This is a genomic window from Shewanella sp. AS16 (assembly GCF_021412365.1).
GTDB lineage: Bacteria > Pseudomonadota > Gammaproteobacteria > Enterobacterales > Shewanellaceae > Shewanella > Shewanella salipaludis.
On record NZ_JAKCLK010000007.1, the window covers coordinates 38,613 to 60,266 of the forward strand.

Here is a 21,654-nt window from a genome sequence, read left to right on the forward strand (position 1 = left end):
AGATGGAAAGCTTCAAAGACAAGGTGGTGTTGCTCACCGGGGCTTCCGAGGGCATTGGCCGCGCCCTGGCGCTGGCATTGGCGCCCCTGGGCTGCAAGTTGTTGCTCAGTGCCAGGAATGAGTCCCGCCTCTGGTCTCTGGTCGATGAGGTGCGGCTGGCCGGCGCCGAGGCCGCGGCCTTTGTCGCCGATGTGGGCGATGCCGCTCAGTGCCAGTCCTTGATCCATGCCTGTGTCGAGCGCTTTGGTCGTCTGGACATTCTGATCAATAACGCCGGCATGACCATGTGGTCACGTTTCGATGAGCTGGCGGAGTTGGAGATACTGGAACGCCTGATGCGGGTCAACTATCTGGGGCCAGCCTGCCTGACCCATGCCGCCTTGCCCCACCTCAAGGCCAGCCAGGGCCAGGTGGTGCTGGTGGCCTCCATCGCCGGCCTGACAGGGGTGCCCACCCGCAGTGGTTATGCCGCCTCCAAGCATGCCGCCATCGGCTTCTTCGACTCGCTGCGCATCGAGTTGGCGCAGGACAAGGTGGCAGTGACTGTTATCTGTCCCGACTTCGTGGTGTCGGAAATTCATAAGAGGGCACTCGACGGTCAGGGCAACCCCCTGGGCAAGTCGCCTATGCAGGAAGCCAAGATAATTACCGCCGCCGAGTGTGCCCAGCTGATGCTGCCGGCGATCGCCGCCAGGAAGCGGCTCTACATCACTTCGCTGCGCGGCCGGGTCGGCCGCTGGCTCAAGCTGCTGGCCCCGGGTCTGATAGACAGGATTGCCCGCAGAGCCATAGCCTCAGGGCATTGATGCCATGCCCAATAAAAAACGCCCGTGGGACGTTTTTTTATTTAGGACTTAAGGCTTAAGGCTCAGGCTTAAGACTCAGGGCTAGGGCTTAGGGCATAGCGTCGGTGAACCTGTGCCTTTCCACAGGGTGCTGCCGTCACTCGGTGACAGAGGCAGGAACTTCAACCCCTCGCTCATGTTGGCCGGTGGCAGCTCGGTTTCCAGTTCGTACATGCCCATGGGCACTGTGCCCGAGACGGCATTGGCGGCGACTTGGGCTGCGGCCAGGCTGGAGTAGCGCAGGCCGAACATATCTAAGTGGCTGCGCCAGTCGCGGCCCGTGAGTTTGCTCAGGGCCACCAGCATGAAGTCGTTGCCCGGGATGGCTTGCACTTGCTTGCCGCCGTACAGGCTATGGCCTTCGAAGGGGAAGAGAGCGAAGCCAAGCCTGTCGCGGTTCGCCTCCCAGTCCGTGGCATTGGCGGCGTATTTGCCGAAGATACGGCTATGTTGGTACAGCAAGGTAAAGATGCCGAAGCCGTTGTCGAACCGGGTGCCGTCGCCTAGCGTCATGCCGTGGGCCTTGAGCGCCATCTGGATGTAAAACGCCATCCGATAGCCATTGTGGACTGCATAGCTGTTGCTCTGCCAGGGAGCCATATATCTGTCCTCGCCCGCATCCATCGGCTTACAGTCGGCACCGAATACCACGCGTTTGCCGTTGGCATCTGTGGTGCCTGCGGCATCGGACATGAACACATAGAAGAGATCTTTGTGGTTCATGTGACCGTCTGTGATTGGGTCTGTATTGCCGTCACGCAGGTAGTGGCTCTGCCACTTCACCACATAGGGGAAGATGTTGTTGGAATTTTCCCCGGCGCGGCTGGCATAGCCTGCCCAGTTATCCCTGTCGCCGGCGGCGGCATACTGTACATTGAGACGGTTGGTCTGCAGGTTGTGGCCCAGCTCATGGTTGTCGCCCCAGCCCGTGGGATCTATGTTCCAGGCCGCATCCCAGGGATTGCCACTGCAACCTGCGCCGCACTGGGCATTCTGGTCGTAGTTGGCATGCTGGATTAGGTTGCGGCTGTGCAGGCTGCTATCGAGGCAGTCGTCACCGAATAGCGCCATGCAGCCGGTTTTGACATCTGTTGCCAGGGAGTCGGCGAGCGTTTTGCCCTGGAGCTTTAGGCCAGCCAGAGTGTAAACGCTGTTGATATGGTCATCGGCTATGCTCCCAAGCAGCGCATTCACGTCGGCAATCTTGCCGCCTATGGCATTCATGAAGCGGTCGCGGCGCAGATGCTGTTCGGCGCCATCGGTGCGCAGGTCCACATGGGGCAGCTCTGTGTTTTGAATGCGATCCTTGAAGGCGGCAATTTCGGCGGGATCCGAGAAGTCCATGATGCTAGGGTGTTTGGCGACATTCTCGGCGGTCACATCGACGCTCAGGGCGGCGTTGCCGCCCGACAGATAGAGATAAATGGGGCCGCCATAGGGGCTGGAAAACTCTATGCTTGTCCCTTTGCCAAGGGGCAGGCGTTGCTGCGCCAGCTCCAGCGGGCCGCGATAGATCTTCTGCTGATAGGCGCGGTTGGTGTTGCGTCTGTGATAGTTGAGCTTGATTCTCACCTCGGCCGCGCCGCTGTCGTGGCGGGTCAACTTGATGCGCTGTCCCGGCAGGGCATACCAACCCGTGCTGGTCCATTGGCCCGAATAGGGCACGCCTATGTGCTGGCGTTCTGTCACTGTTGCCGGGTAGCGGTAGTGGGCGTTGCTGCCCTTGGCGAGGTTATTTTTGTCTGTGACAAATTCCCCGAGATCCGGTTGGGCTAGGTTATGGGTGCGGGCATAACTCACAGTCCAATCGGCAAACAGCGCCTGTTGCCAGGCGCCATGTTCGCTGTAGGCTATGGGGTAATCTATCTGGCTGCGGTACTTATCGGCCAGCAGCAGCCCCGCCTTCAGCAGGGGAAAAGCCGTTTTACCGAAGACATCGATAGCCTGATTATCCAAGGTTTCGGCGCCGGCGCGATACCAATCTGCGCCCGCCTTGAAGGCATCGACAAAGACGGCCGAGTTGCAGCCGAGGTAATTGCCGCTGCAGCCGTCGAGTACCGAGGTATCGAAGCGTCCTTCCCTCAGATCTCCCAGCAGCGCCTTGACCTTGGCCAGCGCGGCATCTTCAGCCTTGATACTCTCTATGCTCAGATCGCCGGCCTGGAGTTTCGACCAGTAGTTGCCTGCCGTGGTCAGGCCCATGTCCTGGTATAGGGGAGCCAGCATGGGGCTCGCTTCACGCCAATAGTTGGATAGCAGCAGCGGAATACCCGCGGCTCTGGCCTTGGCGACGGCCGCTGCTATGCCGGCGAAGCCCAGCGATTCGCGGTCTATGTCGCTGAGGATGATGAGATCCGGTTTCAGGGTATCGATACAGGCACTGAGCGCGCCGTAGTCACAAGTGTTGGCCTCATTGATGCTGTGGGCAGCGGGATAATTGGTTTGCAGCCAGGTGCGGATCCCTTCGTTGTGGGGGAAGTACCAGCTGTCGGCATGGCCTGGCATCTGCGCCGTAATCACCCTCAGGCCGTCGCTCTGATCGCCGCCCCTGGTCAACCAATGCAGCAGGTTCTTCAGCAGTGCATCTGTTTGCGCCGAAGTATCGACCGAGAACAGGTTGCCCGCCATAGCGCCGTAGCGCAGCCCTTGCTGCTCACCCGCCATCACCAGGCCGCGTACCTCACTCCCACCACTGCCGTTGACGTTGGAGGGCAGCACTGTGAAGGTGTTTTCCGGCATTAAGCTGGCGAAGCTGATGGAGTCGTGGGTCGGGTTCCAGCTGATGCCCTTGTCTATTCCCTGATATAGCAGGCTTATCTCTGCCTGGCGTTTGCTTTGGATGGCATCTATCCGAGTGAGACTGAAGTCAATCAGTTCGCTGGCACTGGCGAGAGCCTGATCTTGGTGCGCTATGGCATTCTCGGCATTGGAGATGAACACAGGTGTGATGCTGCAATCGCTGCTCATGGCCGCCGTGGTATAGCTAAGTGCATCCAGGCTGCCGCCACAGCCGCTGATGCTCTCAAGGGTGAAGCCTGCTTCGGGGGCGAAGGTGAAGGTGAAGTCTTCGCCGGCGGCGATTTTTTGGCTGGAGGGGGTCAAGGCTCCACCTTGGGCTGCGACACTGCTGGCTGTGTACTGGCTAACCGCAGGCGGTTGGCCAGGGGACGGACTGAGCGTCGCAGTGGCGGCGCCGTCCTCTGAGCCGGCGCCACATCCGCCAAGCAAGGCGGCGATGGATGCCAGGAGCAAACGATTTTTCATGGGAGTCCTTTTCATCAACACAGGTTGGCATTGTATCCTGTCATCTCTGTGTTAAACAGAGGTTAAAAGATTTTAACTCCATAAAATCAGTGGTTTATATTTGACGTTCGTCAAAATTCAGGCATAAAAAAACCGGCTGGCAGCCGGTTTAATCGAGTCGTTTCCCCGCTATTGTTGCTCGCGGGCGATGGCGCGATAACCTATGTCGGTACGGAAATAGACATCGTCCCAGTGGATTTCTTCCACCAGCTTGTAGGCCGCCTTTTGGGCTTCGGTGACCCCCTTGCCCAGGGCCGTGGCGCACAATACCCGGCCGCCGTTGGTGACTACCTGGCCATCCTGCATCTTGGTGCCGGCGTGGAATACCTTGGCGTCCTTGTTGCCCAAGGTTAACCCCTGGATCACATCGCCCTTGCGATACTCGTCCGGGTAACCACCGGCGGCCAGTACCACCCCGACCGCGGCGCGTTCGTCGTATTCGGCCGTGACCTTGTCCAGCTCGCCACGGGTGGCGGCCAGGCAGAGTTCAACCAGGTCTGATTTCAACCGCATCATGATGGGCTGAGTCTCGGGATCGCCGAAACGGCAGTTGTATTCCAGCACCTTGGCGCTGCCGTCCGGGGCTATCATCAGGCCGGCGTAGAGGAAGCCTGTGTAGACATTGCCTTCGGCGGCCATGCCGTCGACCGTGGGACGTATGACGTTGGCCATGGTCCAGTCGTGTACGCTCTGGGTGACCACAGGGGCTGGCGAGTAGGCACCCATGCCGCCTGTGTTCGGTCCATGGTCGGCGTTGTCGCGGGCCTTGTGATCTTGGCTGGTGGCCATGGGCAGTATGTGCTTGCCATCCACCATGACGATGAAGCTGGCTTCTTCGCCCTTGAGGAATTCCTCAACCACGACCCGAGAGCCGGCGTCACCAAACTTGTTGCCCGCCAGCATGTCTTCGATGGCGGCATCTGCCTCGGCCACATCCTGGGCTATGATCACCCCTTTGCCTGCGGCCAGGCCATCGGCCTTGATCACCACTGGATAGCCTGTCTTGGCGGTCAGTTCGCGCACATAGGCCTTGGCGACGCTTATGTCGGTGCAGTTCTGGTAACCGGCCGTGGGAATATTGTGGCGTGCCAGGAAGTCTTTGGTGAAGGCCTTGGAGCCTTCGAGCTGGGCCGCCGCCTGGGTGGGGCCGAAGATCGCCAGTCCGGCGGCGTTGAAGGCATCGACCACACCTATGACCAGCGGCGCCTCGGGGCCGACTATGGTCAACTCGATGTTTTTTTCCCGGGCGAAGGCCAGCAGTGCCGCCACGTCTGTGGCTTCTATGGCAAGGTTCTCGACCTTGGGCTCAAGGGCAGTGCCGGCATTGCCCGGGGCGACGAAGACAGTGTCTACCTGCGCCGATTGGGCTGCCTTCCAGGCCAGGGCATGTTCGCGGCCGCCGCCACCAATAACCAATACATTCATCTTAAGTCATCCCTTTGATATTTCAGGCTCTGCGTGGGTACAGAGTGAATAGAAACGAAAAAAGCAGCCAAGGGCTGAGCCCTGGCTGCCTGGCTGCGATCAGTGACGGAAGTGGCGCATGCCTGTCATTACCATGGCCATGCCATGCTCGTCGGCCGCGGCGATGATTTCCGCGTCGCGCATCGAGCCGCCCGGCTGGATGATGCAGCTGATGCCGGCGGCCGCGGCGGCATCTATGCCGTCACGGAAGGGGAAGAAGGCATCTGAGGCCATCACAGAGTTGACCACTTCCAGGCCTTCGTCGGCGGCCTTGATGCCGGCGATCTTGGCGCTGTAGACGCGGCTCATCTGGCCTGCGCCCACCCCTATGGTCATGCCGTCTTTGGCGTAGACTATGGCGTTGGACTTGACGAACTTGGCCACCTTCCAGCAGAACATGAGATCTTTGAGTTCGCTCTCGGTCGGTTGACGCTTGGAGACCACCTTGATGTCATCCAGGGTCACCATGCCCTGATCTCTGTCCTGCACCAACAGGCCGCCGTTGACGCGCTTGTAGTCCAGGGTCTGGGTCTTGGCGTGCCACTGACCGCATTCCAGCAGGCGCACGTTGGTCTTCTTGGCGACCACTTCGCGTGCTGCCTGGCTGACGCTCGGCGCTATGATCACTTCGACGAACTGGCGCTCGACTATGGCGCTGGCGGTGGCGGCATCCAGCTCGCCGTTGAAGGCTATGATGCCACCGAAGGCCGAGGTAGGATCTGTCTGATAGGCGCGGTTGTAGGCATCGAGCAGGTCTTTACCCAGGGCGACGCCACAGGGGTTGGCATGCTTGACTATGACGCAGGCCGGCCCTTCGAATTCCTTGACGCATTCCAAGGCAGCATCTGTATCTGCGATATTGTTGTAGGACAATGCCTTGCCCTGCAGCTGCACGGCCGTGGCCACAGAGGCTTCGTCTATTTTGGTATCTATATAGAAAGCGGCGGCTTGATGGCTGTTTTCGCCATAACGCAGATCTTGCTTCTTCACCAGTTGGGTGTTGAAGGTGCGCGGGAACTTGGAGCCCTCAGCGGATAGAGAGCCTTCAGCGGATAGAGAGCTCTCTAAAGACTCGTCAGTGCTGTGAGCAGGAACCCCATGCATAGGCACCATGGTACCGAAGTAGTTGGCTATCATGCCGTCGTAGCCGGCCGTGTGTTCGAAGGCGGCAATCGCCAGATCGAAACGGGTAGCGTGAGTGGTGCTGCCATTGTTGGCCGCCATCTCCGCCAGCACGCGCGCGTAATCGGCGGCGTTGACTACTATGGTCACGTCTTTGTGGTTCTTGGCTGCGGCGCGCACCATGGTGGGTCCGCCTATGTCGATATTCTCGATGGCGTCTTCCAGGGTGCAACCTGCTTTGGCCACGGTTTCGGCGAAGGGGTAGAGGTTGACCACAACCAGATCTATGGCTTGGATATTGTTGTCGGCCATGACACTTTCATCGAGTCCGCGGCGTGCCAAGATACCGCCATGCACTTTAGGGTGCAGCGTCTTGACGCGACCGTCCATGATCTCTGGATGTCCAGTGTAATCAGATACCTCGATAACGGGAATACCGTTATCCGCCAGCAAGCGGGCGGTGCCGCCGGTGGACAGGAGTTCCACACCTTGGGCGTGCAATGCTTGGGCGAATTCAAGCATTCCGGTTTTATCTGAAACGCTTAACAGCGCGCGACGAATAGGTCTGGCATTAGTTGCAACATCAGTCATTTGGGTACAGGGTCCAGTTATTTTAGTTTCAAGGATCTTTCGGAAAACAGAACAGCCACCCGGATGTGAATGCTGCACAGCTTTCCAAAAGTCCCTTGGTCCTAGTTATTACTTTTTTTATCCCTTTGTCACGGCGCGCATATTCTAGCGTAAAACTGGCTTTTGGGGGTGGTTTTTCTGCTCGATTTCACAATATTGCTATCAGAACAAGCCGGGCCCCTGGCAGCGGATCATGGGGATGGAAATAAATTCTTGACCCTGGAGTTGACTCTAAGGTTTATACTCTGGGTCTATTCGCAACTGTGGATGTGCAGAGAGGATTGAATGTACCGTATTGGAGAGCTGGCCAAACAGTGTCAGGTGAAGGCCGACACCCTGAGGTTTTATGAGAAACATGGCCTGTTGGCGCCTTCGGTGCGCAGCGATGCCGGCTATCGCCTCTATAATGAGGGCGACGCCGCCAGGTTGAGGTTTATTCTGCGGGCCAAGGCGGTGGGTTTCAGCCTCAACGAAATTGCCGAATTGCTGTCCATAGAGCTGGATAAGGCCAACTGGGCCTGCGCCGACGTCAAGGGCATGGTGGATACCAAACTGGTACAGGTGCAGCTCAGACTCGCCGAGCTGGAGCATTTTCGCGATTCACTGCAGAGCCTGTCCGAGGCCTGTTGTGGCGGCCCGGAAAGCGCCGAGCATTGCTCCATCCTCGAGGCTCTGGAATCCAGCAGTCAGGCCGTCAGGCGCGAAGCCGGTACGGCTTGCGAGCCTCAAATCCAGCTGCATGCGAACAATAAAGCACAGGCTAAATTAGGGAGAGAATCATGCTAGTCAGTAATTTCATTCATCTGTTTTTGGAATCGGCTCCCTGGCTGCTGCTGGGATTGCTCTTGGCCGGCATGCTCAAGGTGTTCGTGCCCATGGCCTGGATGCAGAAGCAACTCGGGGGCCATGGGGTCAAGACGGTTGTCAAGGCGGCGCTGTTGGGGGCGCCTTTGCCCTTATGCTCCTGCGGGGTGATCCCTGCGGCCATTGGCCTGCGCCGCGCCGGTGCCTCCAAGGCGGCCACCACTTCCTTCCTGGTGTCGACCCCCGAGACAGGCGTCGATTCCATCACTGTGTCTTACGTGCTGCTCGGTCCCTTCATGGCGATAGTGCGGCCGATAGCGGCAGTCAGCAGCGCCATAGTGGCGGGCCTGTTGGTGGGCCGCGACGAGGATAAGGCGTCTGCAGTGGCCGAGCCGGCGGCTGCAGCACAGCCTGCCGCCAGTTGCTGTGCAAGCAAGGCCGACAGCCGGCCCGCGCCTGTGCCAAAAGCTTGCTGTGGGCCCCAGGCTGTCGAAGCCGTGACGCCGCCAGCCGAGAGCCCTTGTGGCGGTGGCCAGCCAACGCAGCGCGAAGCCGAAGTCGTGCAGCCCCAAGGGGGATGCTGCTCGGCCAAGCCCGGGGAGCCCCTGGTCGTGAGCGCAGCGGCCGGCACAGGTTGCACAACGAATGTCGGCGGCGATGAGGTGGTCGGCTCCAGCTGCTGCGCCGGGACGCAAGAGATGGCGGCAACCCCTGGCGCCGAGTCCCTGCTCAGCCGCCTCCTCTCCGGACTCAAGTACGGCGCCACCGACATGGTGCGGGACACGGCGCTCTGGCTGCTGGTGGGGCTGTTCTTCGCCGCGCTGGTGCAGACCTATGTGCCGGGGGATTTTCTCGCCAAGTGGGGCGACGGCATACTGGCCATGTTGGTGATGGTGTTGGTGTCCGTGCCCATGTACATCTGCGCCACGGCTTCGACCCCGATAGCCGCCGGCCTGCTGCTCGCCGGGGTGTCACCCGGTGCCGTGCTGGTGTTCATGATGGCGGGACCCGCGACCAACATAGCCACCCTTGGGGTGGTGACCCGTGAACTCGGCAAGCGCGCCCTCTATGGCTACCTGGGTGGGGTCCTGGGCGTGGCCCTGGTCGCAGGTATGCTGGTCAATTACCTGGTCGACACTTTCGGTTTTGTGGTGATGCCGCAGATAGACGCCGAGCATGCCATGCTGCCTCAGGGATTGGTGGCGATGTCCGGCATAGTCCTGGCCGTGCTGATGGGCAAGGTGTTGCTGGAGAAGTTGCCCAGGAGCTGGTGGCGTCGCAGCGATTGCTGCTCCTAGCCTCTGGCCCGACATAAAAAATCCCCGGCACTGCACAGTGCCGGGGATTTTTTTATGCGCATGCAGGCTGCGGGCGTCTTATTTGCTTTTCTTGACGTCTATGAAGGGCAGGGTCCCGCTCGGCAACATGGTGGTTGGCAACTTGCCGTCCCATTTCTCTGCCTTGGTCAGCTCGACCAGGTTCTGATTCTGTGCCAGTGCTTCGGCGCGGCTCTTGATGGCCGAGGCCTCGGCAATCCCCTTGATGCGTATGCTCTCGGCTTCCGCCTTGGCGCGGGCCAGTTGTGAGTCGGCCTGTGCCTGTGCCTGGGTGACGGCTATCTGGGCGCTGACCCGCTCTTTTTCCAGGTTCTGCAGCTGAGTCTGGACTTCCACCTCGGCGCGCATCCTGTCTTCGACGGACTTCTCGTAGGCGTTGCTGAAATCTATGTTCTCTATCTGCACCGAGTTGATTTCGATCGGGCCCTTGATCGCATTGGTGATGGCGGCGGTGACGTCTATGCCGAACTTGATCCTTTCCTGCACCACAGAGATGGCTGTGTACTTACCGAACACGTTTTCTACCTGGGTGGGCACCTGGCGATCCAGCAGCCGCGCTATCATGGCGTCTATGCTCTTGAAGTTGGCGTACACTTCTTCGACCCTGTCCGGCGGCACGCTGAAGGTGACCGAGGCGCGCAGGGTGGCGGGTTGCTGATCCCGGCTGTAGGCCTGTAACTGTTGATAGCTGGTGGTATGGGTCTGGGTAGAGATCTTCACCACTGTATCTATTAGGGGGGCCTTGAAGCCTAACCCGGGTTCGGCCGTGCCTATGATCTTGCCGTTGCGCAGCAGCACGCCGCGCTCACCCTGATCTACAGTGTACCAACTGCCGAACAAGGCGGTGAACAGCGCCAAGAGTATGACTATTGGGACCAATTTGCCTAGGCTAAAGGGGGTGGCCGAGTTCGAACCTGTTTTTAACATTACGCGTCCTTTGCTGGTGGGGCTAGCGGGCTCTTGAACATACAGGCATGAGCCGATAGGTCCTTTACCCTGAGGTTATCGCTTCAAAAGATGCAATGTAACTTAAGTGTTAACTTGCCGCAACTTAGTGATTGACTTAGCTAATTGGCGTTGCTGCGCTTATGGTAACGTCGACGGTTGTGGCGGCAGGGCGGAAGGAGGCGACTTCGGCCTGGCTCAAATGGCGCCATTCGCCGGGCATGAGATCTAAGTCGAGGCTGCCTATCCTTTGCCTGTGCAGGGTCGTGACCTTGTTACCCACGGTGGCGAACATGCGTTTGACCTGATGGAACTTGCCTTCCGTTATGGTCAGCAAGGCTTCTGTCGGGTGAACCAGGCGCAAGTTGGCGGTCCGGGTCAGGCAGGCTTCGCCTTGCAATGCCAAGCCGCGGGCAAATCGGGCGACAATTTCCGGGCGCTCCGCGGCACTTATGGGGTCGCGAAGGCCGACGCGGTATAACTTTTCGCAGCGGCTCTTGGGGGAGATGATGTCGAACGACCAACGGCCGTCGTCCGTGAGCAACACCAAGCCCGTGGTATCTGCATCCAGGCGTCCGACAAGGTGCAGATCGGCGGCGCGCTCTATGTCCAGGCAGCGGAATAACGAGGGGTAGCGGCCGTCCAGGTTCGAGCTCAGGGTGCCGGCGGGTTTATGCAGCATGAGATAACGCGAGGGACGAAGTGTGAGCGCTCGTCCCCCCAGGGTGATGTGGTTGTTTTCATGCACTTGGGTCGCTGCAGCCACTATTATTGTGCCGTTAACCCGCACGTCGCCTGCATGGATGGCGGCCAGGGCCTGTGGGCGTTCGAGTTCGGTACTCTTGCAGAGGAATCTATCCAGACGCATAAAAGACAATGATCGGCAACCAAGGGCAGACCATTATCCCCAGCCGTCCACATTAAGCAAGCTTGAGCGGCAACTGTCGCTAAGACTGTACCGCTGAGACAGGACCACTCAGAAAGCCGGCCCTAAGGTGTCGGCTCAAGCTCGGGATGGCTCAACAGCAGGGTATCTGCCTCTGTGGTCACCTGGCGCTGCATGGCCTGCAGGCGGGCTATCTTGTCACGGGCAAAGGCTATTTCGGCAGGGGCCATGCCCTCGGCTTCCGCCCTGGCTATGGCCTCTTCCAGCTGTTTGACCTTGGCAGGCACAGCATGGGCGAAGCGGCGCAGCAGTCCCTGGCGCTGGCCGGCGATAAAGCTTTGGTAGGCCTCAGGAGTGGCCAGCTGCTCCCGGGTCGGCATGGGCGCCTGGGGGCCGGCGCCTAGGGTTGGCGCTCTGGGATCGCCGGTATAGAGAGAAGCCTTGAGGCTGGCTACCGCATCTTGGGCCAGTGGTTCCGCCTCCGCTGCTGCGACGTCCTCCTCCGCTTCAACAAGCTCTTCCTCCACCGGGAGCTGTCCATCAGGCCGTGGCCTGCCGCCGCGAGTGCCGTCAGGCATGGTCTGCCTGGGCGGCTGTTGCAGCCGATGCTGTTCGGCCAGGGATGCAGTGGCGGCCTCCGGCGTCTGGCTCAAGATGAGATAGCCGCTAGCCATGAAGCCGGCGACAAGCCCTAGGCGACCGCCGAAGCGGCGCAGCCAAATGTGCCCGGGCGAAGACTTCGTCTGGCCTGTCTTCATTTGCCGCGCCTGCCTGTTTGGGGTCCGTCTATTCCGCTTCTGCTCGAATTGCTCATGCCCGCAGTTTGTGCTGCGATCTCAGCCGTGCTCTCCTCCATGGTATCAGGCCTTTCGATATGAGGCCTGGCGCCATCGGGCCTTGTCAATCCCAAGGATTGGCGCAGGGCCTGCCATTGGGCCTTGGCCTTGAGGGCCGCGAGTTTACGCCTGGCGATGAAGGCGACCGTTTCGCTATGCTCAGGATACAGGCCGAACGCCTTGGCGCGGGTGCGCAGCAGCAGCCATTGGCCCTCTGGGCTGCGGATGGCTTGGCTCAGCCGCTCGGCGGGCAGGGCGGCGGCGAGGCTCGTCAACCAGTCCCGGCTGTTCCCCTCTTGTGCTTGGGCTCCGGCCAGGCTTATCCGGCCCGTGGCACTCGGGGCGCCCGGGTCCGCATTTGCCAGCTGGCGCCGCACCGCTATTGCCGCCGCTTGGGTATCGAAACGCCAGTAGTCGGCCCCCGCTTGTTCCAGACGGCGGAATAACTGCGGCTGTTGGCGGTAAAAGTCGCTTATCTCCTTGTCTGTCACCGCGGCCGCCAGCGCCGTCAGACGGGGATTCTCCCCATGCTGCTCGGCGGCGACGCCATAGTAGCCGAGGATCTTGGGGTAGAGTTGCCTGGCGCGGACCAGAAAGCCCAGGGTGGTCAGCTCCTGCTCTGTGAGCGCCGCGGTTTCCAGCAACCAGTGGCGCTGCTGATATTCGAATACCCTGCGCTCGAGCAGCTGTTGCAGAAACTTGCCATCCGCCTGCCGCAGCCGCAGCCTGCCTTGCACTGATTGCTCCTCGAATACTTGCCTCAGGTTCAATGGACCCTCGCCGGGAAACTGCGCCAGTATGCGTTTGCCCAGTCTCTCCTGTTGGCTTGGGGTCAGATCATAGCCCAGGGGGTTGGCGTCGCCGATCAGGGCCTTGAGCTCTGCGGCATCAGGCAGCTGCAGTTGCAGCGCCTCACGGCTGCCGGCGAGCCAGCGGCTGTCGGCTTGAGTGGGGAATAGCTGCTCCAGGGTGCGTGACAGGCTGGCGCGTTGCAGGTAAGCGGGATCGAAGCCAGTGCTGCTCTGCTGCCAGAGATTAACCCCCATGGCTTGGTCGTGATGCCGTGCCAGTCGCCACTGTTCCCGCACTTCCTGCTCGAAGGCGGCACGGGTCATGGGCGTCTCGGCATTGGCCAGGGCAAAGAGGCGATCTTCCAATCCCCGACTCAGCCAAGGTTCGGCTGTCATCTCGCTGGCCCGGGATTGCCCCGGAACCAGGAGTAACAGCAGCGCTATAAACAAGGCTGCTCTCATATCAGAACCTGTTGGTGGCGTGGTTGAGCAACAGCACTACCATGGCGATGGCATGGGGGATCACCAGCCTGCCAACGGTGCGGCGCTCGGCATGGTCTTCGCTGTAAAGCACCTGACCGCCGTTGGCATAGGCGAAGTCACCGCCTTCGGTCAGCAAGGGGCGGATCTCCGGACTCTGGGGATCCAGAGGGGAGAAATCTCCCAGCGCCGCTGTGATCAGGTCGCTGTCGTTGAGCTGTTCGCTGTCATAGTAGTCGCGTACCCAGGATTCCCAGCTCGAGTGGTTGAGATCCGAGGTGGTCCACACATGATGGGGCTGCAACAGATCTGTGGTGTGGAAGACGAACCCCAGGGATTGCACCGTTGGCTGCTGCCAGAATTGGTTGTACCAATACTGGCCCAGGTTATCTATGGGCTGAAAGGGGATCTTTTCGAAATCTTTGTACATCCCGTAGTTGGAACTGCTGCCCTGGCGATAGTGGGCTTCCGTGATGCCATAGCTGTTGTATTCGCTGTCTTCGGCACCGAACCAGCCCGTTTGACCGCCGGCACCGTCATCCAGATGATCGCCCTTGAGCCAGGTGGCTGCCATGGTATCCACTGTGCCCCAGACGGTCAGCTTGTCGTAGTCGTAACCGCCAAAGTCATTGCCATGGGCATCCGGACCCTGGGTATGGTTCTGGAAGTGCCAATAGGAAGTGTATTTGACTATGCTCTCGGCAGCGCCCCAGAGGGGAGCCTGCACACAGTCCCCGGATACGGCACCGCAGATGAAGGTATCTTCGAAGTCGTCCACATCGTAGGCACCCTGGCCCAGGCGTTCGCCCAGCTCATCGACACTGATGCCGGCGGCAGTGGCCATGGCCTGCAACTTGGCGAAGTTGGTGCTCTGGGGATGGGCCTTCATGTACTTGACCGCATCTATCACTATGCGTTTGTGGGTGATCTGACTGAAGGCGCTGGCCTCGCCACACAGCAGGGCAGAGGACAGGGCCGCCGTCAGCAGAAGTTTGTTCATCATGGTAAAACCCTTTTATGTTATTGGAATTTATTGAATATCATGCGGTAAATTGACGAGCATTGACTCGAACGCGGGCCAGTGTAGGAAGGGAAAATGACAGGTTTGCGGCATTTGAATGAAATCTAAACAGCAAAAATATGACATGGGCAGCCGGTCACTCTCGAGGAGAGTGGCCGGGCAGGGATGCCTGAACGGCAGTGAGCCTGGGAGTGAGTGGCTGAAAGCGGATTTAAGCGCGGCTAGCGGCTCTGGGCAGAATGCCTGTAGTAGCCCGCGGCTATCATGATGGCCGCCAGCGCCATGGCGATCAGGGTCGCGAGCGCCGCACCGTCTATGCCATACAGGGGGATGAGCCAGAGGTTGCAGCCTGCGTCTATGACCAGGGTGACGCAGCCGACCAGCACCACCAAGCTGCCTTTGCCCGCATACTGTAGCCAGGTGGAGGCGAAAGCGACCAGGGCCCACAGGCCATAGGCCAGGGTGAGGTAGTGCAGCGCCTGCTCAGCCTGCAGAAAGCCGCTGCCAAACAAGGACAGTAACCCGCCGCCCGCCATGGCGAGGAAGAGGCTGAGCGCGAGCACTGTCAGCACTATGAGCCTCTGTCCCTGCCAGAATAGCGCCTTGGCACTCTGTCGGCCTTGCTCAAGCGCCGGACCTATGAGGGGCAGAAACAGGCCGGCAATGGTGACTTGTGCCACGGGCAGCATATGGGCCGTGGTCGCGGCAGCGGCGAAATAGCCGACCTCATGCTCGTCTCCCAGGGCCTCGAGCATGAAGAGATCCAGCTGGTTCAGCCCCAGGGTGATGAGCATGGCCAGCATCATGGGCACAGACAATTTCAATATCTGTGGGCCGGGAAATGCCTCGGGACAGCGCGCCACCGTCAGCAGACCCTTGCGGCGGATTTCATACCACTGCCAGGCGATGATGAGGCCAACCGAGGCGGCGCCGCTGGCGATGACTTGCCAGAGTTCAACCCGGGTCAGGGCCGTCATCAGCATCAACAGCAGGGCGACCTTCAGCAGCGGCAAGGCAATTCGCCAGGGCAGGTTGGATGACATCAGGAGTTTGGCCGCTTGCAGTATCCGGCTCAGGAGTGCGCCAACGGCAATCAGCGGAATGGCGAACGACATCAGGAGCAGGGGGTGGTGATCCCGTATGTCGGTCGAGTCTAGATGCAGATAGCTGGCGATGCAGGTACAGAAAATAACCAGCAGGGAAAGTCCTGCCGCTATCCACAAATAGAAACGCAAAAATTCCCAGACGCTGCGGTTGTCTCCCCGTGCCAAAGGCGCCGCCAGGACTCGCGGTGCGACCCTGTCCCCCCCGAGCAGCACCAGTACCCCCGTGAGCGCCGCGAAGGCGAAGGCCACCTTGTAATCGCCATATTCATGGGGCGGCAACGCCTTGCTCAGTGTCAGGTTAAACAGATAATCGGCCGCGAAGCCGAGCACCACGCTCAGCAGCATGACCAGGCTGCCCTGTTTCAAATAGTCGCTGGCGGGTGTGGTGGCAATATCCGTATTTGGCATGGGCTAATCCGAAGGCTGATGTTATCTTATGATTGATTATAAAAGGATTATGGGGTTCTCTCCTTGCCTTGGCAAGCGGGAAGCCGCTTGGGGGCTGGAAGGCATGCCACTCGCCGGCGTCGGCAGGGGCGGCCAAATTGTGTATTTTTACTCCTTGTCGCCACATGATCCCATGCTTTTGCGGTAACTCTTAATTGCCACACACCTCTATGCCACAGGAACCGGGAACGTCATGAAGACTTATATAGTGTTATTCAGAGCCATCAATGTTGGTGGTAAAAATGTGCTGCCAATGAAGGAGTTGGTGTCCCTGCTCGAGGCCCTGGGGTTTGAGGGGGTTAAGTCTTATATCCAGAGTGGCAACCTCATCCTCAAGGGAAACAATCCGCCAGGGGCCGAGGTCGTCGCGGCGCTGGAAGCCAGATTCGGATTCAGGCCAGAGATGATGACACTCGAGAAATCCGAGTTTGATGCCTGTGTGGCCAATAATCCCTTCGTCGCGGCGGAGGGGAAAACCCTGCACTGCTATTTCTGTAACGAGTCGCCAAGGCTCAATCAGGAAAGGCTGGAGCAGCTGGCCGCGGACACGGAAGAATACCGCCTCATAGACAGGGTATTTTATCTGCGCGCCCCCAACGGCATAGGCAGATCCAAGCTGGTCGCCAACCTGGAGTCTTGCCTCGGGGTTAAAGCCACTGGCAGAAACCTAAATACTGTCAATAAGCTGCAGCAAATGTCTGTAGGCGTGTGACTGACCTTGCCGGCCGGGATGCCAAGGCCCTGGGTGGCGCCATATTTGTCTCAAGGCATAGGCGTGGCTTGCCCGCCAGCGTCTGCCCAGGAGGTTAAATGACAATGATAACCAAGTTAACCGCCCTGTTAATTTGTGTGCCGGTTATCTATCTGCTCATCTGTTTGCTGCTCATTTACTGGCCAATACAGAAAAAGACGGATGTGGAAAATTTCAATTACGCCTCCTTGAGCAAGAGTGCCGAACGGGTGGGGGTTGGGCAAGAGCAATGGATCGCGTTGAGGGATGGCAGCCAACTGTTTTCCAGAGTCTATGAATCCAAGGCGAGTGCGACCCTGGTCTTGCTGCATGGCTCGGGTGCAGAAAGCAGATACCTGAGTCGCATAGCCTCATCCCTGGCGAGTGCCGGGTTATTCAGGGTTGTGACCCCGGATCTCAGGGGGCATGGGCGCAACGCGGGACGGCGCGGCGATATCGACTATATTGGCCAGCTGGAGCACGACATAGAAGATGTGCTTACTCATCTGCAGACAAAATATGCAGGCAGCAAAATAGTGCTGGGAGGGCATTCGTCCGGTGGCGGCTTGGCATTAAGGTATGTCGGCAGTGGTTTAGGCAAGCAACCCAGTGCCTTGCTGCTGTTCTCACCCTATCTTGGCCATGATGCGCCCAGCGTCAAACCCGATAGTGGCGGTTGGGTCACTGTGGCGCTGAAGCGCATAATCGGGCTTTCCATGCTGAATAAGGTCGGCATCAGCGGCTTTAATCATCTGGATGTGCTCAGTTTCAATCGCCCCGAGGCGTGGAACGACGCTTTGCAACTCCCGGGTTATTCGTACCGTATGATGGTGAATTTCTCGCCCAATGATTACCTCGAAGATATTGCAAGCATTGAGGTTCCCACGCTGGTGCTCGTGGGGGAGAAGGATGAAAGCTTTTATCCGGAGCAATTCAAACCACTATTCGATGCCTCGGAGGCAGACACTGAGGTGCACATAGTGAGCGACGCGAATCATATGAATATCATAGATAACAGCCAGTCGTTCGAATATCTGTCGGCTTGGCACAAGGCAGCAATCCAGCCACCGGCCGACGCATCGTCGACTCACATGAAATGAGTCGCTGAATATATTGTGAAATTTCTCCACGCCGTGGCTCACCTAAATCAAGCCTACTGAACATCAGCTCAGGGCCAGGGTCTTGAGCCATAGGCTGAAATGCTTCAGCTTGGGCGTCATGGGCCGGTTGGGCGGCGTCACCAACCAGAAATAATCGCCCAATTCTACCCTCTGGGGCAGGGGCTGGCACAGCAGGCCCTGGGCCAGCTCAGCCGCCGCCAATACTTCACTCACCAGAGCCACTCCCTGGCCGGCCATGGCGGCGCGCAGCAGGAGATCTGTGCTGGTATATCTCGGGCCCTTGGTGGCGCCTTGGGGATCCAGGCCATTTTCCTGAAACCAGCGCAGCCATTGGGCGGCGGGATCCTGATCGTGCAACAGGGTATGCAGCGCCAGATCTTCGGCCCGCGCCAGGGGGGGACCATTCGCCAGCAGCTGCGGGCTGCAGACGACGATCAGTCGATCCTTCAGCAGTGGAGTGCAATGCAGCCCTGGCCAGGGGCCCTGGCCCATTCTCAGGCCGAGATCCACCCTGGAATTGGCAAAGTCTGTGCGTTGTTGCTCCACCGACAGCCAGATCTCTATCTCGGGATGAAGCTTGGCGAAGGCGGGCAGCTTGTCCATCAACCACTTGGTGGCGAAGGAGTGGGTCGTGGCTATTCCCAGGCTATTGGAGGGCTTGAACTGCTGCAGGCTGGCGGTGCCTTCGTGGATCAGATCCAGGGCCGAGGACATGGAATGCAAGTAAGCGCGTCCCGCCGCATTCAGCGTCAGGGCTCTCTGGCTGCGATCGAATAGAGTCACCCCCAACCAGGTCTCCAACTGCTTCAGCTGACGGCTGACGGCGCCATGGGTCACATGCAATTCTTCGCTGGCTCTCTGGACCCCGCCCAAACGGGCTGTGGCTTCGAAGGCCCGGATGGCGTTGAGTGGGGGAAGTTGTCTCATATGTCAGTTTAACTCACATATGTGTGAGTTAATTTGCCTTTTTATTAAGCTGTATGGCCCTATTATATTGTGCATAAATTCACAGGTGCAAGCCGGCTTTCATGCGGCCATTCACCAAGCCATTCACCAAGTAATGCATGGGGAGCCATATGGGAATGTTAATCGATGGGCTGTGGACGGAAGAAGACAGGATCATCAAGGACGGGGCCTTTGTTCGCCAAGCCAGTGTTTATCATGCCGCTCTGGGCAGCGAGCTTCTGGAGGCGATCGCCGCGCAAGCCGGCAGATTCCATCTGATCGCCTCCTGGAGCTGTCCCTGGTCACACCGCACCATGCTGCTGCGCACCCTCAAGGGCTTGCAGCAGCATATTCCCTTGCATATCACGGGCGGCAAGCGCGTCGAAGGCTATCCTGCCAACTCGGGCCACAGCTGGCGGGTCCCCGGCAGCAACAGGCAGATAGTGCATCTGCATCAACTCTATCGTCTGAGCGACCCCGCCTATAGCGGGCGGGTTACCGTCCCTGTCCTGTGGGATAGCCAGGAGCAGAGGATAGTGAGCAACGAGTCCGGCATGATCATCCGCGCCTTCGATGCCGTCAGGCTGGACGGGCGGGCATCCACGACGGCATCGCCGCCTGTCGCCCTATCCGCAACCGACTTCAGCCTGGTACCGGCCCGGCTCGTCGCCGAGATAGATGAGTTGAATCTGCGTATCTATCAAAACCTGGCGAATGCCACCTATCGGGCCGGCTTCGCCCAGAGCCAGTCCGCCTATGATGCAGCGGTAGAGAGTGTTTTTTCTACCCTGGATTGGCTGGAGCAGCGCCTGGCCGGTCAGCGTTTCTTGTTGGGTGAGGCTATCACCGAAGCGGACTGGCTGCTGTTTCCTACCCTGGTACGTTTCGATGTCGATTATTTCATCCACAGCCGCTGTTCACGCCGGCGGCTGCTGGAGTATCCCCACCTTTGGGCCTATGCCAGGGATCTCTTCAGTTGGCCTGGGGTAGCGGATACCGTCAGGTTCGAGGCCATACATATGAGCAATGTGGCAGAAAATGCCCTGGTTCCTGCCATGCCGGATGCGGATTGGTCTGCGCCCCACGAGCGCGCCGCGCTGGGGCCGGCCAAGGTCTTCTTAAGATCCGGCGCCGCCGTCAGGGTCGAGCCAGGCTCAGGCGAGCATTCAGGCAGGCGTCGGTGCAGCGGCTGGAGGGAATAGCATGGCGTCACTCATGGCCGCCCTGAGTCTTGTCTGCGTCGCCGCCATCACTCCCGGGCCCAACAATTTCATCGTCATGAATGCCGCCGCCGGGAAGGGCATCAGGGGCGCCTTGCCGGCCATATCCGGGGTGTTGTTGGGGGCATCGCTACTGGGTCTGCTCACCTGGTGTGGGGTGGCGACTCTGCTGGCAAGGCATCCGGCCGTGCAGCAGGGCATCAGCCTGGCGGGCGCCTGCTACCTGTTATGCTTGGCCGGCGGCCTGTTGTTGCGGGCGAATGCGGCGGGCAGCGGGGCCGTGCCCGGCCAGCGGCAAAGCGCCTTGCCGGACTCCTTCCCGGCTATCGCGCTGTTTCAATTTCTCAATCCCAAGTCCCTGGTGCTGCTCACCACCCTGGTGAGCGAGTTGTCCCAGGCGTATTCCGGCCTGGCGGCGCTGGGCATCCTGTTGGCGCTCTTGCTGACTGTCTCTTGTCTCTGCCTGCTGCTCTGGGCAACCCTGGGACAGGTGCTGTCGGCGCACTTGTCTCACCCTGGGAGGCGCTGCCGTTTCGACAGACTGATGGGCTTGCTCCTGGGGTTGCCTGCGCTCTACTTGCTGCTGAGCAACTTGCCTCTGAGTGATTTATGGCTGACCCACAGTGGCGCCTTCTGGCTGGGGCTGTGATCTCTGGCCTTAGCCGCCCGGCACTCACAGTGAGTCTGTGCGGGGATTCTATGCCTGGGTGGCGATGGGTTTGAGCGGCTTGACGGCCCCCTGGCGCTGGGCCAGCATGACTCCCAATAGCACCAGGGTGCCGCCCAGGTAATGGTAATGGCTGAGCCTTTCTCCCAAGCCCAGATGGGCGAGCAAGGCGGTGAGCAGCGGCAGCAGATTGACAAATATCGAAGTCCTGGCGGTGCCCAGGGCTGCTATGGCCTTCATCCAGGCCCAAGGCGCCAGGATGGAGGCGCCTATGGCGGCGAAGGCGATCAGCGGCAATGACTTTGTGTCTATGCCTATGCTGCTGGCACTCCACAGCAGTGGGCTCAATAACAGCACGGCTATACCTATCTGGACGTACACTGACTCCCAGGTGCTCAATGGCAGCGGCCAGCGTTTCAACAGCACCCCATAGAGGGCGTAGATCAGTGCGGCCAGCAGCAAGAGGAGATCGCCCTGGGTGACGCCATGGGTGAGCGTCGCCGGGTGGCCCTGGCTCAGCATGAACACCAGACCGGCGAGCGCGCAGCCGGTCCCCAGGAGGGCCAGCTTAGACAGGCGCTGCCCCAGCAGGGGGACGGCCAGTAACAGGCTGAACAGCGGCACCAGGGAGATGATCAAGGCCATGTTGGTCGCAGTGGTGGTGGTCGCGGCGAAATAGGCCAGGCTCTGGTTGAGCACCATGCCGAGTAGGGCGAGCAGGGTCAGTTTTGCCAGATGTGGGCTTATGGCCCGGCGACGGCGCCATACCTTGAGCGCCATGAAGGGACTCAGCAGCAGCAGGGCGAAGAACCAGCGATAGAAGGAGATGGCTTCCGGGGCTATGATGCCGACGGCGAGTTTGTTGACAATGGTATTGCCGGCCCAGATGACGACGGCCATCAGGGGAAATAGGTAAAACATAGGTTGCCTCAGTGAGTCGACCCGTCCGGGTCA

At 59.6% G+C, this 21,654-nt stretch carries 18 protein-coding genes; 7 read left to right on the forward strand and 11 right to left on the reverse strand.

The features are described from left to right. Positions 1-2: 2 nt before the first annotated feature. Positions 3-806, forward strand: coding sequence for an SDR family oxidoreductase (locus tag LZP73_RS15330; protein ID WP_234235858.1), 804 nt, complete (start codon positions 3-5; stop codon positions 804-806). A gap of 81 nt (positions 807-887) precedes the next feature. On the opposite strand, the gene LZP73_RS15335 is transcribed toward LZP73_RS15330, so the two are convergent. From LZP73_RS15335 to purH, 3 genes are all read right to left on the reverse strand, one after another. Further along, entirely contained in the window at positions 888-4,109 is a 3,222-nt protein-coding gene (locus LZP73_RS15335) for an ImpA family metalloprotease (protein WP_234235859.1), read from the reverse strand. Between the two features lie 168 nt (positions 4,110-4,277). Further along, the gene (purD, locus tag LZP73_RS15340; RefSeq protein WP_234235860.1) at positions 4,278-5,573 is read right to left on the reverse strand and encodes a phosphoribosylamine--glycine ligase; all 1,296 of its coding nucleotides are present in this window, start codon (positions 5,571-5,573) and stop codon (positions 4,278-4,280) included. A 99-nt stretch (positions 5,574-5,672) separates the two neighbouring features. Beyond that, positions 5,673-7,325, reverse strand: a complete 1,653-nt coding sequence (purH, locus tag LZP73_RS15345; protein WP_234235861.1) for a bifunctional phosphoribosylaminoimidazolecarboxamide formyltransferase/IMP cyclohydrolase — start codon at positions 7,323-7,325, stop codon at positions 5,673-5,675. A 324-nt stretch (positions 7,326-7,649) separates the two neighbouring features. Here purH and zntR point away from each other — a divergent pair, with 324 nt between their 5' ends. Both zntR and LZP73_RS15355 read left to right on the forward strand, forming a co-directional pair. Continuing rightward, complete coding sequence (gene zntR / locus LZP73_RS15350) at positions 7,650-8,150, forward strand: Zn(2+)-responsive transcriptional regulator (RefSeq protein ID WP_234235862.1); 501 nt, start codon at positions 7,650-7,652, stop codon at positions 8,148-8,150. Beyond that, the gene (locus LZP73_RS15355) at positions 8,144-9,466 is read left to right on the forward strand and encodes an SO_0444 family Cu/Zn efflux transporter (RefSeq protein WP_234235863.1); all 1,323 of its coding nucleotides are present in this window, start codon (positions 8,144-8,146) and stop codon (positions 9,464-9,466) included. Before zntR ends, LZP73_RS15355 begins: the two co-directional genes overlap by 7 nt. A gap of 78 nt (positions 9,467-9,544) precedes the next feature. Here the strand turns inward: LZP73_RS15355 and LZP73_RS15360 are convergent, their stop codons facing one another. The 6 genes from LZP73_RS15360 to LZP73_RS15385 form a co-directional block, all read right to left on the reverse strand. Then, positions 9,545-10,432: an SPFH domain-containing protein gene (locus LZP73_RS15360; RefSeq protein ID WP_234235864.1), complete on the reverse strand. Its 888-nt coding sequence runs from the start codon at positions 10,430-10,432 to the stop codon at positions 9,545-9,547. A 136-nt stretch (positions 10,433-10,568) separates the two neighbouring features. Further along, positions 10,569-11,318 (reverse strand): pseudouridine synthase, encoded by a 750-nt coding sequence (locus tag LZP73_RS15365; RefSeq protein WP_234235956.1) that lies wholly within the window; start codon positions 11,316-11,318, stop codon positions 10,569-10,571. A 122-nt stretch (positions 11,319-11,440) separates the two neighbouring features. Further along, a complete protein-coding gene (locus tag LZP73_RS15370; RefSeq protein ID WP_234235865.1) occupies positions 11,441-12,094 on the reverse strand; it encodes a hypothetical protein in 654 nt (217 codons plus the stop codon). Further along, positions 12,091-13,425, reverse strand: coding sequence for a peptidylprolyl isomerase (locus LZP73_RS15375; RefSeq protein WP_234235866.1), 1,335 nt, complete (start codon positions 13,423-13,425; stop codon positions 12,091-12,093). The genes LZP73_RS15370 and LZP73_RS15375 overlap by 4 nt, the downstream gene beginning before the upstream one ends. 1 nt (position 13,426) lies before the next feature. Continuing rightward, on the reverse strand, positions 13,427-14,443 hold the full coding sequence (locus LZP73_RS15380) for a phospholipase (RefSeq protein WP_234235957.1): 1,017 nt from the start codon (positions 14,441-14,443) through the stop codon (positions 13,427-13,429). Positions 14,444-14,685: 242 nt separating this feature from the next. Then, positions 14,686-15,978 (reverse strand): oligosaccharide flippase family protein, encoded by a 1,293-nt coding sequence (locus tag LZP73_RS15385; protein ID WP_234235867.1) that lies wholly within the window; start codon positions 15,976-15,978, stop codon positions 14,686-14,688. Positions 15,979-16,210: 232 nt separating this feature from the next. On the opposite strand from LZP73_RS15385, the gene LZP73_RS15390 reads away from it, so the two are divergent. Further along, the gene (locus LZP73_RS15390; RefSeq protein ID WP_234235868.1) at positions 16,211-16,729 is read left to right on the forward strand and encodes a DUF1697 domain-containing protein; all 519 of its coding nucleotides are present in this window, start codon (positions 16,211-16,213) and stop codon (positions 16,727-16,729) included. A 98-nt stretch (positions 16,730-16,827) separates the two neighbouring features. Continuing rightward, positions 16,828-17,847, forward strand: a complete 1,020-nt coding sequence (locus tag LZP73_RS15395; protein ID WP_234235869.1) for an alpha/beta hydrolase — start codon at positions 16,828-16,830, stop codon at positions 17,845-17,847. 63 nt (positions 17,848-17,910) lie between these two features. Here LZP73_RS15395 and gcvA read toward each other — a convergent pair whose 3' ends face one another. Next, a complete protein-coding gene (gene gcvA / locus LZP73_RS15400; RefSeq protein WP_234235870.1) occupies positions 17,911-18,795 on the reverse strand; it encodes a transcriptional regulator GcvA in 885 nt (294 codons plus the stop codon). A gap of 149 nt (positions 18,796-18,944) precedes the next feature. Between gcvA and LZP73_RS15405 the strand changes: the two genes are divergently transcribed. Both LZP73_RS15405 and LZP73_RS15410 read left to right on the forward strand, forming a co-directional pair. After that, a complete protein-coding gene (locus LZP73_RS15405) occupies positions 18,945-20,015 on the forward strand; it encodes a glutathione S-transferase family protein (RefSeq protein WP_234235871.1) in 1,071 nt (356 codons plus the stop codon). A 1-nt stretch (position 20,016) separates the two neighbouring features. After that, positions 20,017-20,682: a LysE family translocator gene (locus tag LZP73_RS15410; RefSeq protein WP_234235872.1), complete on the forward strand. Its 666-nt coding sequence runs from the start codon at positions 20,017-20,019 to the stop codon at positions 20,680-20,682. A gap of 48 nt (positions 20,683-20,730) precedes the next feature. Here the strand turns inward: LZP73_RS15410 and LZP73_RS15415 are convergent, their stop codons facing one another. Further along, positions 20,731-21,621 carry a DMT family transporter gene (locus LZP73_RS15415; RefSeq protein ID WP_234235873.1) on the reverse strand — a complete coding sequence of 297 codons (891 nt, stop codon included), beginning with the start codon at positions 21,619-21,621 and terminating at the stop codon, positions 20,731-20,733. Positions 21,622-21,654: the final 33 nt, after the last annotated feature.

Bases quoted from the DNA above. Each gene is read 5' to 3' on its own strand.
- LZP73_RS15330 (WP_234235858.1), top strand. From the start codon at position 3: ATGGAAAGCTTCAAAGACAAGGTGGTGTTGCTCACCGGGGCTTCCGAG.
- LZP73_RS15335 (WP_234235859.1), bottom strand. From the start codon at position 4,109: ATGAAAAATCGTTTGCTCCTGGCATCCATCGCCGCCTTGCTTGGCGGA.
- purD (WP_234235860.1), bottom strand. From the start codon at position 5,573: ATGAATGTATTGGTTATTGGTGGCGGCGGCCGCGAACATGCCCTGGCC.
- purH (WP_234235861.1), bottom strand. From the start codon at position 7,325: ATGACTGATGTTGCAACTAATGCCAGACCTATTCGTCGCGCGCTGTTA.
- zntR (WP_234235862.1), top strand. From the start codon at position 7,650: ATGTACCGTATTGGAGAGCTGGCCAAACAGTGTCAGGTGAAGGCCGAC.
- LZP73_RS15355 (WP_234235863.1), top strand. From the start codon at position 8,144: ATGCTAGTCAGTAATTTCATTCATCTGTTTTTGGAATCGGCTCCCTGG.
- LZP73_RS15360 (WP_234235864.1), bottom strand. From the start codon at position 10,432: ATGTTAAAAACAGGTTCGAACTCGGCCACCCCCTTTAGCCTAGGCAAA.
- LZP73_RS15365 (WP_234235956.1), bottom strand. From the start codon at position 11,318: ATGCGTCTGGATAGATTCCTCTGCAAGAGTACCGAACTCGAACGCCCA.
- LZP73_RS15370 (WP_234235865.1), bottom strand. From the start codon at position 12,094: ATGAAGACAGGCCAGACGAAGTCTTCGCCCGGGCACATTTGGCTGCGC.
- LZP73_RS15375 (WP_234235866.1), bottom strand. From the start codon at position 13,425: ATGAGAGCAGCCTTGTTTATAGCGCTGCTGTTACTCCTGGTTCCGGGG.
- LZP73_RS15380 (WP_234235957.1), bottom strand. From the start codon at position 14,443: ATGAACAAACTTCTGCTGACGGCGGCCCTGTCCTCTGCCCTGCTGTGT.
- LZP73_RS15385 (WP_234235867.1), bottom strand. From the start codon at position 15,978: ATGCCAAATACGGATATTGCCACCACACCCGCCAGCGACTATTTGAAA.
- LZP73_RS15390 (WP_234235868.1), top strand. From the start codon at position 16,211: ATGAAGACTTATATAGTGTTATTCAGAGCCATCAATGTTGGTGGTAAA.
- LZP73_RS15395 (WP_234235869.1), top strand. From the start codon at position 16,828: ATGACAATGATAACCAAGTTAACCGCCCTGTTAATTTGTGTGCCGGTT.
- gcvA (WP_234235870.1), bottom strand. From the start codon at position 18,795: ATGAGACAACTTCCCCCACTCAACGCCATCCGGGCCTTCGAAGCCACA.
- LZP73_RS15405 (WP_234235871.1), top strand. From the start codon at position 18,945: ATGGGAATGTTAATCGATGGGCTGTGGACGGAAGAAGACAGGATCATC.
- LZP73_RS15410 (WP_234235872.1), top strand. From the start codon at position 20,017: ATGGCGTCACTCATGGCCGCCCTGAGTCTTGTCTGCGTCGCCGCCATC.
- LZP73_RS15415 (WP_234235873.1), bottom strand. From the start codon at position 21,621: ATGTTTTACCTATTTCCCCTGATGGCCGTCGTCATCTGGGCCGGCAAT.